General features: G+C 54.1%; 14 protein-coding genes. 1 reads left to right on the forward strand and 13 read right to left on the reverse strand.

Annotated elements, in window-relative coordinates:
* Positions 1-410 precede the first annotated feature (410 nt).
* The 9 genes from IEY53_RS09835 to IEY53_RS09875 form a co-directional block, all read right to left on the reverse strand.
* Positions 411-1,211 carry a biotin--[acetyl-CoA-carboxylase] ligase gene (locus IEY53_RS09835; RefSeq protein ID WP_189024411.1) on the reverse strand — a complete coding sequence of 267 codons (801 nt, stop codon included), beginning with the start codon at positions 1,209-1,211 and terminating at the stop codon, positions 411-413.
* Positions 1,204-2,499 carry a CCA tRNA nucleotidyltransferase gene (locus tag IEY53_RS09840; protein WP_189024413.1) on the reverse strand — a complete coding sequence of 432 codons (1,296 nt, stop codon included), beginning with the start codon at positions 2,497-2,499 and terminating at the stop codon, positions 1,204-1,206. The genes IEY53_RS09835 and IEY53_RS09840 overlap by 8 nt, the downstream gene beginning before the upstream one ends.
* Positions 2,499-3,671: an N-acetyl-alpha-D-glucosaminyl L-malate synthase BshA gene (bshA, locus tag IEY53_RS09845; protein WP_189024415.1), complete on the reverse strand. Its 1,173-nt coding sequence runs from the start codon at positions 3,669-3,671 to the stop codon at positions 2,499-2,501. Before bshA ends, IEY53_RS09840 begins: the two co-directional genes overlap by 1 nt.
* A gap of 93 nt (positions 3,672-3,764) precedes the next feature.
* Complete coding sequence (locus IEY53_RS09850) at positions 3,765-4,667, reverse strand: alpha/beta hydrolase (RefSeq protein ID WP_189024417.1); 903 nt, start codon at positions 4,665-4,667, stop codon at positions 3,765-3,767.
* A gap of 71 nt (positions 4,668-4,738) precedes the next feature.
* Complete coding sequence (gene bshB1 / locus IEY53_RS09855; protein WP_189024419.1) at positions 4,739-5,452, reverse strand: bacillithiol biosynthesis deacetylase BshB1; 714 nt, start codon at positions 5,450-5,452, stop codon at positions 4,739-4,741.
* On the reverse strand, positions 5,449-5,871 hold the full coding sequence (gene mgsA, locus IEY53_RS09860; RefSeq protein WP_189024421.1) for a methylglyoxal synthase: 423 nt from the start codon (positions 5,869-5,871) through the stop codon (positions 5,449-5,451). Before mgsA ends, bshB1 begins: the two co-directional genes overlap by 4 nt.
* A gap of 18 nt (positions 5,872-5,889) precedes the next feature.
* Complete coding sequence (gene dapB, locus IEY53_RS09865; RefSeq protein ID WP_189024423.1) at positions 5,890-6,693, reverse strand: 4-hydroxy-tetrahydrodipicolinate reductase; 804 nt, start codon at positions 6,691-6,693, stop codon at positions 5,890-5,892.
* Between the two features lie 33 nt (positions 6,694-6,726).
* Positions 6,727-7,248 carry a tetratricopeptide repeat protein gene (locus tag IEY53_RS09870; RefSeq protein WP_189024425.1) on the reverse strand — a complete coding sequence of 174 codons (522 nt, stop codon included), beginning with the start codon at positions 7,246-7,248 and terminating at the stop codon, positions 6,727-6,729.
* 58 nt (positions 7,249-7,306) lie between these two features.
* Positions 7,307-7,636, reverse strand: coding sequence for a nucleotide pyrophosphohydrolase (locus IEY53_RS09875; protein ID WP_189024427.1), 330 nt, complete (start codon positions 7,634-7,636; stop codon positions 7,307-7,309).
* Positions 7,637-7,821: 185 nt separating this feature from the next.
* On the opposite strand from IEY53_RS09875, the gene IEY53_RS09880 reads away from it, so the two are divergent.
* The gene (locus IEY53_RS09880) at positions 7,822-8,691 is read left to right on the forward strand and encodes a YitT family protein (RefSeq protein WP_189024429.1); all 870 of its coding nucleotides are present in this window, start codon (positions 7,822-7,824) and stop codon (positions 8,689-8,691) included.
* Positions 8,692-8,840: 149 nt separating this feature from the next.
* Here the strand turns inward: IEY53_RS09880 and IEY53_RS09885 are convergent, their stop codons facing one another.
* From IEY53_RS09885 to qcrB, 4 genes are all read right to left on the reverse strand, one after another.
* Positions 8,841-9,737 (reverse strand): sporulation protein YpjB, encoded by an 897-nt coding sequence (locus IEY53_RS09885; protein ID WP_189024431.1) that lies wholly within the window; start codon positions 9,735-9,737, stop codon positions 8,841-8,843.
* 86 nt (positions 9,738-9,823) lie between these two features.
* On the reverse strand, positions 9,824-10,441 hold the full coding sequence (locus IEY53_RS09890; protein ID WP_189024433.1) for a DUF1405 domain-containing protein: 618 nt from the start codon (positions 10,439-10,441) through the stop codon (positions 9,824-9,826).
* A gap of 93 nt (positions 10,442-10,534) precedes the next feature.
* Complete coding sequence (locus IEY53_RS09895; RefSeq protein WP_189024435.1) at positions 10,535-11,413, reverse strand: menaquinol-cytochrome c reductase cytochrome b/c subunit; 879 nt, start codon at positions 11,411-11,413, stop codon at positions 10,535-10,537.
* Positions 11,414-11,443: 30 nt separating this feature from the next.
* Entirely contained in the window at positions 11,444-12,115 is a 672-nt protein-coding gene (gene qcrB, locus IEY53_RS09900) for a menaquinol-cytochrome c reductase cytochrome b subunit (RefSeq protein ID WP_020427667.1), read from the reverse strand.
* Between the last annotated feature and the right edge of the window lie 6 nt (positions 12,116-12,121).

Consider the following 12,121-nt stretch of genomic DNA (forward strand, 5'->3'; position numbering starts at 1 on the left):
AGCCTGGAGTAGGCTGGCTACGGCACCCCTGATTACGGTAGGGATAAGGGAAAGGGAAAAACACCCGCTAACTGCAGAATATTGGCAATAAGGCGGTGGTTATCGGGAATAACACCCGCTAATCTTCCTTGGCTCGCCTGAATTCTGGAGAGGGGTTCGATTAGTGGGCGGGATTCCCTTTAAAGTGGATAAAAGAAGCCAAATTCGAAAATTAAGGGGTGGATTTCCCTATAACTGAGTTACAACCTCGCGAACAGCAGTGGAGCGTTCTCCCGAGCAGCCCCTTACACATTAGTTCCGAGTGGACGGACTTATCAGCGGGAGCGGGAAACCTCTCCTGGAGATAAAGGCCTAACGCCTGCCTGCCGCTTTCAAGCTACGATCGCATAAGAGTGCAGGATAACCCGGCTTTAGATCAGCTCAATCTCACCGGAGCATACATTAATAATCTCGCCGGCGCTGTCGCGCAGCAGCAATCCTCCCTGTCCGTCCAGTCCAACCGCCGTCCCTTCATTTCTCCCTTGCGGGGTATGAAAGGCAACCTGGCGTCCCAGGGTGACAGACATGGCCTCCCAACGCTCCCGGACAGGCTGAAAGCCTTGCTCCAGGTAAAGGGCATACAGGCTTTCCAGCTCTGCCAGTACCACACCCGCCAATGCCGAGCGGTCTACCGGCTCTCCTCCCCGTTCAATCCGCAGTGAGGTGCCCACTCCCTGAATATAATCGGGATAATCTTCAGACACCAGATTCACGGAGATTCCAATACCGGCGATGCAGTAGTTGAGTTCTCCCTCACTCAGCGAGGATTCCAGCAGGATCCCGCAGATTTTGCGGCCCCCGGCCAGCAAATCGTTTGGCCATTTGATGCCAGCCTGTACGCCGGTGGCCTGTCTCACGGCCGTACAGACCGCTACCCCGGCCAGCAAGGTGAGCTGTGGCGTCGTGAGCAGCGGCAACTGCGGTCGCAGTACTACGCTCATCCAGATGCCTTTGCCACTGGGGGAATGCCATTTCCTGCCCATGCGGCCTCTGCCGCCGGTCTGTTCTTCCGCCAGGACGGCCGTCCCTTCGGGCGCACCGTCTTCGGCCAGCCTTTTTGCTTCCTCCTGGGTGGAAATGACCGTTTCCAGCAGGTGCACCGTCTTAGACCAGCCGGATGAATGCGCTGCTTCCTGGAGCCGGGTCAGCGACAGTCTCTCATAGTTATTCATAGCCATCCATCCTTTTTGCTTCCTGCAGCAATACTTGCCGCTCATTGGAAATATCCCCTGCCGCCGCGGCAAACAGAAGCTTTTGCAGCAGCTGGCCGACCCAGGGGCCAGGCCGTTTCTGCAGCAATTCGGCCAAATCGCCGCCGGACACCGCCAGCTCAGCCAGGCTGCTTAGCGGCATCCGGCTGAGCCACTCCCCGGCGGCGTCAGGCCCGCCGCCGCCGTGCCCCGGTGCTGCCCCATCTCCGGGCAGCACCCTAAGCACCGCCAGCCAGCCTGCGGCGGCCTGCGGGCCTTGGTCCAGCACGGCGGCGATCCAGCGCCGCCGCAGCGTTTCCGTGCCGCCCGGGGTACCCGGCGGCACTTCCTGCAGGGCCGCGGTCCAGGCTTCGCCGACCCGCAGGACCCGGGCGACGGCTATGCGCGTCGCCCCCGGGAACGTCCATGCCCGCAGCAGCTCGTCGGCCTCATTGGCCGACTGCTTCAGGGCATGGAGTAGCAGCGCCCACCTGCGGTGGGCGCTCTGCAGTTCCCCGATCCCGGCTGTGCTGGCGGCGGCTGCCGCCAGGTCCGGTCCGGTCCAGGGGAACGGGGCCTTGCCGCGCGCAAGCAGGCTGCTGCGCGCAAGCATGCCGAGGCCGCGCAGGGGATGCGGCCCCTCCACGATCCGCTCCAGCTCTGCGCGGACCCGCTCCACGGCAATATGCGCCAGCTGATCCCGCTGGCGCAGGAGCCCCCGCCAGGTGTTCTTGGCTATGGCGAAATCCAGCACGGCTGCAAAACGCACACAACGCAGCATCCGCAGCGCATCTTCATCAAAACGCTCTTCGGCAGCCCCGACACAGCGGACCCGCTTGCGGCGCAGATCCTCTGCCCCGCCAAAAGGATCGGTCAGCTTGCCGTCAGCACCGCAGCAAATCGCATTGATGGTGAAGTCGCGGCGGCGCAAATCCTCCTTTACATCACGGACGAAAAACACCTGCTCCGGACGGCGGTGATCGGCATAACCGCTCTCTGTACGATAGGTGGTCACCTCAAAGCCGAATCCATCGAGCAGCACCGTCACCGTGCCATGCTGAAGCCCCGTCGGAACCGTCCGCTCAAATAGCGCAATCACTTCCTCCGGCAGCGCCGAAGTCGTCAGATCCATATCATGCACGGGACGGCTTAGCAGCTCGTCCCGGACACAGCCGCCTACCCAATAGGCCTCATGGCCCTGATCGATCAGGCGGCGTACCACTTTGCCGGCAGCTTCAGCCATGCCGGCCGGTGCCATGCTCCATTTCATCAGTAGCTCCCTGCTCCCAGGCTGCAGCCCACTTTGGGGGCCTGGCGCCCGAGCACGCGGTAATAAATATCTTCATATTGATTAGTAATGGCGTCATTACAGAAATCTTTACACGACCGGTGAAGGCAGGCCTCTCTGAATTCTGCCGTCATCTTGTCATCGGACAACAGTTGCACGGCATATTTGGCCATGGTTTCCGTATCTCCGATCGGGGCAAGGAACCCCGTCTTGCCGTGCTGGATCAGCTCGGGAATTCCCCCTGCGAGCGAACCGATGGTTGGTACTCCGCAAGCCATTGCTTCCAGTGCTACCAGTCCAAAGCTTTCCTTCTCCGACGGAAGCAGCAGCAGGTCCGCCAATGAAATGACCTGTGCAATCTCATCCTGCTTACCAAGGAAGCGCACCTTGTCTTCGAGTCCCATTTCGGCGATTTTTGCCTGGATTTTCGGAAGCTCCGGTCCTTCCCCGACCAGCAGCAGCCGCGAAGGCAGTTCCCGGCTTACCCGGGCAAACACTTCTACAACATCACTGACTCTTTTAACCGGACGGAAGTTCGAGATGTGCATCAGAATCTTCTCGTCAGGCGTGGCAAAGTCGCCGCGCAGGTCGGACACATCCCGTGGATAATAGACGCGTTTGTCCACAAAGTTATAGGTAAGATCAATATCGCGTGTGATATCCAGCACTTTCCGGGTTTCATTGATAAGATCCTTTGATACTGCCGTCACGGCATCACTTTCATTAATTCCGAGCCGGATCAAATCTTTAAGTGATTCATCCTGGCCCAGCACCGTTATGTCCGTTCCATGCAGTGTAGTGACCACCTTCATATCATTGCCCAGCATTTGTTTGGCCAGGAAAGCGCATACCGCATGCGGAACCGCGTAATGCACGTGCAGCAGATCTAGTTTCTGCATCTTGGCCACCTGGGCCATCTTGGTAGCCAGCGCCAAATCATAAGGAGGGTAGCGGAATACATAATAATCGTTGACCTCAACCTCATGATAAAAAATGTTCTTCTGAAACGTACCCAGCCGGAACGGGACACTGTGCGTAATAAAATGGACCTCATGGCCTTTTTCAGCCAGCAGCTTGCCCAGTTCAGTAGCCACTACACCCGAGCCGCCTAGAGACGGATAGCAGGTAATACCTATTTTTAACAACCGGTCCATAGTTCCGTCCCCTTCTTATTTAACTATTGTCTATAACTGATATTACCCTTGCAGGTTATTTTCGACCGTCTCCAGAAATGAAAGAACCGCAGCTTACATCTGCTGAAGTCCCGGAGCTTCAATCGGAAAATGTCCGGCTCCCTCCAGGATCACACATTCTTTCGCAGACCCCAGCCTGTTATAAAAAGGTTCGCTAAAAGCGATCGGCGTCATTGCGTCCTGCTCCGGATGCACCAGCAGCACAGGGCAGGTCTTGAAATCTTCAGGCTGGACCTCCGGCTGCATATTCAGAAAAGTCCGCAGTAACCTAAGCGGAATACGTGTTCCGGCTGCTGAGGGATCATTGATAATCAGCCGGGTCAGATCCGTATTGTTGGAGATGAACTGCATACGGGACACGTGCTTCACCGAGATTTTGAAAGAGTCCAGAACTAAGGGTAACCTATCCATTGCCAGTTTACCTAAGCGGCTGATGATCCGGTTGGGTGCAAGTTGATCCCGAACCTCAGGCCGGCTGGTATCCACAAACGTCGTGGCGATGAGTCCCTTCACGCGTTTGTTTCGGGCAGCCGCATGATAAGCCAGCATTCCGCCAATACTGCTGCCGAGCAAAACGACCGGAATCCCGTCATGCGCATATTCACGGTCGATCAGTTCGGCAATTAAATCAACCCATAGGGAATAATTCAAAGAATATGTAGAATGAGTCCGGCTTAACCCATACGGAGGCAAGTCGGGCGATACCACCTCATAACCACAGCTTTGTAGCATCCCTGCATAAGGGGCAAGTAATCTGCCATAACCACCCGCACCATGTACCGAAATAATTTTGAGCCGGGCACCGGCTGCAGGCATCCGGTCCAGATGAATCTTCCCCCGCTCCCACTCCCACCACTCCTCAGTGGGCAGTCGTCCTTGCTTAAGCCTGATTTCTTCAGGAAAAAATCTCTGATACTGCTTCCAGTAGAGCAAAGAATCATTATAAGAATAGCACATATAGCCGCCCTCTCGAAGTTGCTGTCACATCCTTCTTTAGCGGCATCCCCGCAAAGAAGATACGGGGCCGCTCATTGCCCCCCGGAAGTACCAGCATTAAACAGGTCTACCCGATAGGGGAGCTTGGTTGCAAATGCTTCCGCATAAGGAATGAGCCGCCGCTGCCCGAGCAGCATGTCCCTGGAACGCACACGTTCGATATACCCTTCATTGAGGGGGGTAGAAACTACATCCTCGCCCGGTGCCTTCTCGAATTGGGAGCGGTAGCAGGCAAGCGCCTGTTCCTTGAGACTGTACTGCTCGGTCACATCCACCATCAGATCGGTACGGCCCAAATCGTTAATGAAGTAAAAATACAGCTGCTGGACAGCTACCGGGGGTTTGTCCGGCATATATTTGCGCAGCTTGGCATTAAACACCGCCTCTTCCACCAGCTTGCTGCAGGCAATATGATCGGGATGGCGGTCTTCCCAATAAGGCGCAAACACGATGGCCGGAGAACAGCGGCGGATTTCCGCCGTGACCGCAGCCAAATGCGCTTCGGTCAGAAACAGCCCCCGGTCAGGTAAACCCAGATTGGTCCGCTCCACAGCGCCGAGCAGCTCTGCAGCCGCCTGCGCTTCCGCCTTGCGGCGTTCCACGGTTCCATTGGAAGACATCTCCGCAGCGGTCAAATCGCATAATCCAACCTTAAGTCCGGCGGCGGTATGTTTGGCAATGGTCCCTCCCATGCCGATCTCGGCATCATCCGCGTGAGCACCGAAAACAAGAATATCCAGCTTCATTCGTCAACCCCGGGCTTGTACTTATGTACCAGTTCACGCCAGGCAAAGTCTCCGCGGTCAATCGCCTTCACCAAAATTTCGGCTGTCGCAATATTGGTGGCCACCGGAATGCCATACACATCACATAGCCGGAGCAAAGCCGTGATATCCGGCTCATGCGGCTGCGCCATCAGAGGATCACGGAGAAAAATAATCAAATCCAGTTCATCCTGGGCCACCATGGACCCGATTTGCTGGTCTCCGCCGAGCGGACCGGACATATACCGGTGAATATCAAGCTTGGTGACTTCCATGATCCGCTGCCCGGTTGTCCCGGTGGAATACAGGCTGTGCCCCACAAATACATGCTCATAAGCCGTTACGAAATTGACCATTTCATCCTTTTTGCGGTCATGTGCGATAAATGCAATCTTCAACATTAGGTGTCCCTCTCCCGTCTACTCTATAAAATGCTCAAAACCATATATTAAACCGGTATATTCCATGACCTTTTGCACACCCAGCTTGACTCCCGGCATATATCCGGCTCTTTCATAGGAATCATGACGGATTTTGAGCGACTGTCCATACCCGCCAAAGATGACTTCCTCCTGGGCAAATACCCCCGGAAGACGGACGCTGTGAATCCGGAAGCCGTTATAATATCCCCCGCGCGACCCTTCGATAGTTTCTTCCTCCTTGGGATTGCCTTGACGGAGCTCTTCGCGGACCTCCGAGATCATCTCCGCCGTTTTGATCGCCGTACCCGATGGGGCATCCAGCTTCTGGTCGCCATGATATTCGATAATCTCCAAATGAGGGAAATACTTCGAGGCCTGAGCGGCGAATTTCATCATAAGAATGGCTCCGATGGAGAAATTGGGCGCAATCAGGCCGCCAATCCCCTGATCCTGGCACTGCTTGTCCAGCTCCGTAATCTGCTCCGGAGTGAAACCTGTAGTGCCAATGACCGGACGCACCCCGTATTTGATGGCCAGTGCGGTGTGTGCGTAGGCAAATTGCGGCGTAGTAAAATCAACCATTACATCCGCATTCCCGGCTGCCAGAGCAGCCTCCAGATCGGACGAAACAATGACACCGGAATCCTGCAGGCCGACTAAGCGGCCTGCATCCGTCTCCTTTGCCGAACGGTCAATGGCTGCCGCCAGCACCAATTCCTCATCCTCAAGCACCAGCTTCAATACTTCCTTGCCCATTCTTCCGCCTGCACCGGCTACAATAACCCTGATCTTGTTGTTCATATAGATTCATCCTCGCTTTCACTGGTTCCATGATTATTGCATATACGTTTGCAATGATTTTTGAAGGTCCTTCATCAATTGCCGCAGTCCGGCATCATCCGGATGCAAGGAAATTACCTCTTTTAAGGCAGCGATGGCCTGTAAATGTTCATTCATTCGGCTGTGCGCGATGGCCAGCCACACATATGCGTCACCATATAATGGATCGAGAGTGATCGCTTCCTGTAACAAGGTTATGGGGTGATAGGGATTCTGCGCAGCTCCGTCCTCGACCTCCAGCAGGCGCTTGGCCTGCTGCACAAGCACCAGCGCCTGCAAATGCTGCAGATGCAGCAGATACTCCGGTTTGTCTGGGTCCAGCCCTACGGCGGCAAGTGCGTGCTCGATCGCTTTTTCAAGCATACCGTTCCTGGCATAAGTGATGGAGCAGCGGTACCTGACCTCGGCATCGCCCGGACTTGCCGCTATGGCCGCCTCAAAACAAGTGATCGCCTCGGCAAAATCACTGCGCAGAATACACCGGTAAGCCTCTCTAACATAATCATTCGGACTCATATGAACACCACCCTCACGGCTGTAGCCGTTCGTTTGGTACAGCATATGATATCAATGCCTAATCGGTGTTAATCTTCGTCCAGCGCCCGGCATCCCGGGTGTTGAACTTGTGCATGACTTTATCGTGTGCTTCCTGCAGATCAATGTCAAGCGAGTTGGCGAAGCAGACGGTGATAAACAGAATGTCGCCCAGCTCCAGTTCTATGGAGTTCTCGGCCTCATCCAACTTCTTCGGTTTCTCGCCGAACTGATGATTCACTTCTCTCGCCAGCTCGCCTACTTCCTCGGACATCCGGGCCAGCATGGACAACGGACTGAAGTAACCTTCCTTAAACTGCGATATATAAGCATCTACTTCACGCTGGATGTCACCGAGACTTTTATTCATATTTTTCCAATTCGCCCCCTTGAATCATCTTGCCTTCTGTTTGCCCCTATGTTATCGTAAAGACGTTTTGAAGACAAATCTTTTTTCGTTTTTTTATGAAATGATGCAAAAAAGGGATACTAAAGCTGAAGCCGCAGATAACCTGCTGGGCGCGATAAGCCAGTATAATGAAAACGGGGGATTACATGAATTCATCCAAATTGTTTGCCATTAGCAAGACCGTAGCACCCATTATGCTGGGCACGGCAGTGTATGCCTTCGGGCTGCTCTATTTCATTATCCCCAACCAGCTCATGGAAGGCGGGGTTACCGGAATTACCCTCCTGCTGAATTATGCTTTCAGCATTCCGATCTTCCTGACAACCCTGCTGCTTAATCTACCGCTGTTCCTGCTGGGCTGGAAAATCCTCGGTGCACGGCAAATCGCCTACACCGGCGTCGGAATCGGATCCTTATCCCTTTTCCTCTGGATCTTTGAACGAATGATAGCGGCAGGCTGGATTGTACCGTTTACAACAGAGCATGATTTCATTCTTGCTTCATTATATGCAGGCGTTACGCTAGGCGCGGGCCTGGGCATCGTGTTCCGCTTTGGGGGCACGACAGGCGGTGTCGATATTGTCGCCAGAATTTGCGGCCGCAGCTTTGGCTGGAGTATGGGCCAGGTGATTCTGGCCATCGATATTCTCATTATCGGCGCTTCCCTGTTTTATATCCCAAGGGAAAAAATCTTATATACACTGGTAGCCGTCTTCATTTCCTCACGGGTCATTGACTTCATCCAGGAAGGCGTGTATGCAGCCAAAGCCTTCACCATTATCAGTGATGAAGCCCCCAAGATCGCCGATCTGATCGGCGAGGAACTGGAACGCGGGGTCACCCTTATTCCCGCTATCGGAGCCTATTCCAAACAGTCCAAATACATGGTCTACTGTGTGGTCTCCCGCCAGGAAATCCGCCGGCTGAGCCTGCTGGTCAAATCAGTCGACCCGAGGGCATTTATCATCATCAACGATGTCCACGATGTTCAGGGCGAAGGTTTCCGGGAAAGCTGAGGGGCACACCTTATTTCTAACAGGCTGCCCCCATGGCCAAACAGTAAAACAGCGATTCTCCAAATAACCGGAGAATCGCTGCCACGGCTTGTGGAAACCTTCGTTAGCCCAAAGCACCTGCCGGATTTCACACGGTGGGCACTCCCCGTCTATACTGCCTTCCATTCCTTGCTGTCACCGCGATACTTGCGGTACCCGGCATAACCGAGTGCTACGAGAATAAATGCCGCAGCCAGCATCCCCCAGCCGCTGTAGCCCTCAGGTGCCAGCGGTGTGGTCAAGGCAGGCTCATCCTTTTCTTTGCCGAACATCACCCGGGCGGCCTCCTGACCGTAGGAGACCATTTCCAGCAGCTTAGCGCGTTCGCTGGGCTGTGAAGATTTCGGAATTCCGGCTGCATGAGACAACCAGGAATCAAAAACATTCACTACATCCGGCTGCCGGGAAATAATCACAGCGGGACGAATCGTATTGTACCTGCTGTCCAGTCGGCTGAGTGCCGTCTGCCAGCCCTTCAGGTCATTGGCCGAAGCGCTTTGCTCCATCGCATTCAGATCTTCACGGATCAGCTTATAGTATTGAAGCCACATCGGCTGCCGGGGGTGGTTCAGGCTGTTAGCCGCCAGCCTCAGCTTCGCCGCTGCGGCTTCCCAGCGCTCCGGTGAGGACTGTACTGCAGATACCGCCGTCTTCACATCCATAATCACGCTCGAAAGTGCATTGATGCCTTCCACCGACGTTAACCCCTCAAACGAAGAAGACACAAAAATTCGCGAAACTTCATCCGTAGCTTGCCGGACCTTTGCCACATTTCCTTCCAGTACATAGCCATATAAATCTTCAGCCGACTGTTCCAGCTGCTGCGCTCCGCTTTTGCCGCCGAGCACCACTGCCCCTTGGTCAGGGGCCTCAGCACTGCCCGGGGACGCTGGCTGACCGGAACTGCCGGAAGCAGCACCCTCGGCAGCCGACACTGCAGCCCCGGCCGTGCCGGCCAGCAGCCAGCCCAGCAGCAGAACCATAAACACATAACCTATCCGCGGCATGAGACATCCCTCCTACCCTAAATGTATGGGCGGAGGACAAGGGATAGAACAGTTCATCAGAGCCATTCTGAAGGCCCTGGCCTCAACTATAAACGTCTCTTTCTCCCCGTGAACAGCCAAGCGGCAGCGACGCTTGCAAAGGTCAGACCAAAGGTGAAGTATTGAACCTTAGTCACATGATTGCTCAGCTCTGCCGGCAGCCAGGGATAGATGCCGTAAGAATAATCCACCGTGTCATTCCACAGTGTCCAGATCAGGGCGAGCGGAATCATTTTCCGGTAGGAGAAAAGACCGGCATAGAGCAGCACCTCCACCGCCATTCCTGTATGGGAAATGACAAGCATCCAATCTTTCCAGCCCAGCACATCTCCTTGATATCCTCCGGCAAAGATGATCCCCACCGCCCAGATTCCATATTTCACCGAAGTTACAACCGCAAGCGCTTCGATTAATTCACGGATGATCCCAAAGGCCAACCCTTTGGGCGGATATAACATCAGCAGTAATGCCGCCGTGAAGAACAGACTCGCCGTCGGGCTGTCCGGGACAAATGGAAGCAGCCAGAGCGGATAATTCGCGGCAGTGTACTCCAGTTGATTGCCATACCATATGTACCCGTATACTGTACCGAGAAGATTCACAATAAACAACAGCCAGATGATTCCCCGGTGTTTAAACAATCTTTTCAACCTATGTTCCGTCATACAGACTTTATACCCTCCCGATTAGGCCAGCTTGATCGTTGTAACATACAAAAACCTGACCGCATAGACGATCAGGTTCGCGTACTTTTTATTTTACTGTTCGCTTTTTTGTTTGGCAAGCCAGCCGGCCAGATCGTCAATATCCTGTTCGGTGAGACCTGCCCCCATAGCAGCGTCATGCATCGGAGGCATCTGCCCCGTGCCTTCATTTATAATAGTAAGGATTGCATTCTTGTCCAGCGTATCCCCGATCCCCCGGAGGGAAGGACCCGCCGCTCCCTTAAGATCGGTAGCGTGACAGCTTACACAGGTAGCCTGCTTGAACAAAGCCATTGCAGGGTCATCCTTATCCACGATGGCTATATCCTTGGTCTGCACGGCGCTCGTCGTCGGCAGCCCTTTGGCTCTGTTCTCTGCCGCCTTTTCTTCACGCTGCACATCTTCGGGAATTTGTCCCGTTTCGGCCATCTCATGTTTGTATTCGGTCCAGGCGGTATTCGTTAAATACATTATAGCCGCCAGGGACAGAAACATTAGAGAAGAAGCGATCGGTCTGCGGTAAAAGCGCCGTTCTCTGCCCGTGTCTAAGAATGGAGCCAGAAGCAGCGCCCCGAAGGCTACCCCGGTTACCCCGAGAGTCCCCAGTACAATATAATCTCCGGAAGCATAAGGAAGCTTCAGGTATTGATACAGGAACAGGAAATACCAGTCCGGCATCGGTATAACGGTCGCGGCCGCATTTGCCGGGAAACCCAGCGGAGCAGGCTCTGAAATCGTCAGCACCAGTATGCCCACCAGCACTACTACACCGACCATCCATTCTTTTAACAAAAAGTTAGGGATAAATGCTTCGGATTTGCCAGGGTAGGCCGTATAATCCGGAGGCGTGATAAAACCATTGCCTCTGCGTACCCGCGAATCCCCGACAAATACGACTTTTTCTTTGGAGTTGTCTCCTTTTCCGTGTGCCATCCATACTCCTCCTCTCTGACTTAAGTTGACTTACAGCGGACCGGAAATACCCTGTCTGCGGATCATAATAAAGTGTCCTACGAGCAGAATAAGCAGTACCGCCGGGAGGAAGAATACATGCAGGGCAAAAAACCGGGTCAGCGTTTCAGCGCCAACAATAGTCCCGCCTTGCATCAGCTCCTTAAGCACCGGCCCCATGACCGGAACCGAGTTCGCAATCTCCAGTGTAACCTTGGTGGCAAAATAGGCTTTGTTATCCCAAGGCAGCAGGTACCCGGTTAGACCCAGGCCGAGCATGACGAAAAAGATCAGCATGCCGACCACCCAGTTCATTTCCCGGGGAGCCTTGTAGGACCCGGTGAAAAATACCCGCATGGTATGAAGAAACATCATGACGATAACCAGACTGGCACCCCAGTGATGCATCCCGCGGACAATTTGTCCAAAAGCAACCTTTGTCTGCAAATATTCCACGCTCGCGTAAGCGTTGATAATATCCGGAACATAATACATGGTCAAGAACATTCCCGATAAAATTTGGATGACGGTAATAAAAAAGGTCAGGCCGCCAAAACAATAAACAAAGGCGGAAAAGTGATGCGCGGGATTGACATGCTCGGGAACTTCATGATCAGCCACGTCTCTCCAGATCGGCGTAATGTCCAGACGTTCGTCAATCCAGTTATAGACATTTTTAAACATCAGAAT

Source organism: Paenibacillus albidus, from assembly GCF_014644435.1.
Classification (GTDB): domain Bacteria; phylum Bacillota; class Bacilli; order Paenibacillales; family Paenibacillaceae; genus Paenibacillus_AQ; species Paenibacillus_AQ albidus.

What these genes read in the sequence shown, in the direction of transcription:
- IEY53_RS09890 (WP_189024433.1), bottom strand. Translation starts at nt 10,441, where the DNA reads ATGACGGAACATAGGTTGAAAAGATTGTTTAAACACCGGGGAATCATC.
- IEY53_RS09885 (WP_189024431.1), bottom strand. Translation starts at nt 9,737, where the DNA reads ATGCCGCGGATAGGTTATGTGTTTATGGTTCTGCTGCTGGGCTGGCTG.
- dapB (WP_189024423.1), bottom strand. Translation starts at nt 6,693, where the DNA reads ATGAACAACAAGATCAGGGTTATTGTAGCCGGTGCAGGCGGAAGAATG.
- bshB1 (WP_189024419.1), bottom strand. Translation starts at nt 5,452, where the DNA reads ATGAAGCTGGATATTCTTGTTTTCGGTGCTCACGCGGATGATGCCGAG.
- qcrB (WP_020427667.1), bottom strand. Translation starts at nt 12,115, where the DNA reads ATGTTTAAAAATGTCTATAACTGGATTGACGAACGTCTGGACATTACG.
- IEY53_RS09835 (WP_189024411.1), bottom strand. Translation starts at nt 1,211, where the DNA reads ATGAATAACTATGAGAGACTGTCGCTGACCCGGCTCCAGGAAGCAGCG.
- IEY53_RS09880 (WP_189024429.1), top strand. Translation starts at nt 7,822, where the DNA reads ATGAATTCATCCAAATTGTTTGCCATTAGCAAGACCGTAGCACCCATT.
- IEY53_RS09870 (WP_189024425.1), bottom strand. Translation starts at nt 7,248, where the DNA reads ATGAGTCCGAATGATTATGTTAGAGAGGCTTACCGGTGTATTCTGCGC.
- bshA (WP_189024415.1), bottom strand. Translation starts at nt 3,671, where the DNA reads ATGGACCGGTTGTTAAAAATAGGTATTACCTGCTATCCGTCTCTAGGC.
- IEY53_RS09895 (WP_189024435.1), bottom strand. Translation starts at nt 11,413, where the DNA reads ATGGCACACGGAAAAGGAGACAACTCCAAAGAAAAAGTCGTATTTGTC.
- IEY53_RS09840 (WP_189024413.1), bottom strand. Translation starts at nt 2,499, where the DNA reads ATGAAATGGAGCATGGCACCGGCCGGCATGGCTGAAGCTGCCGGCAAA.
- mgsA (WP_189024421.1), bottom strand. Translation starts at nt 5,871, where the DNA reads ATGTTGAAGATTGCATTTATCGCACATGACCGCAAAAAGGATGAAATG.
- IEY53_RS09875 (WP_189024427.1), bottom strand. Translation starts at nt 7,636, where the DNA reads ATGAATAAAAGTCTCGGTGACATCCAGCGTGAAGTAGATGCTTATATA.
- IEY53_RS09850 (WP_189024417.1), bottom strand. Translation starts at nt 4,667, where the DNA reads ATGTGCTATTCTTATAATGATTCTTTGCTCTACTGGAAGCAGTATCAG.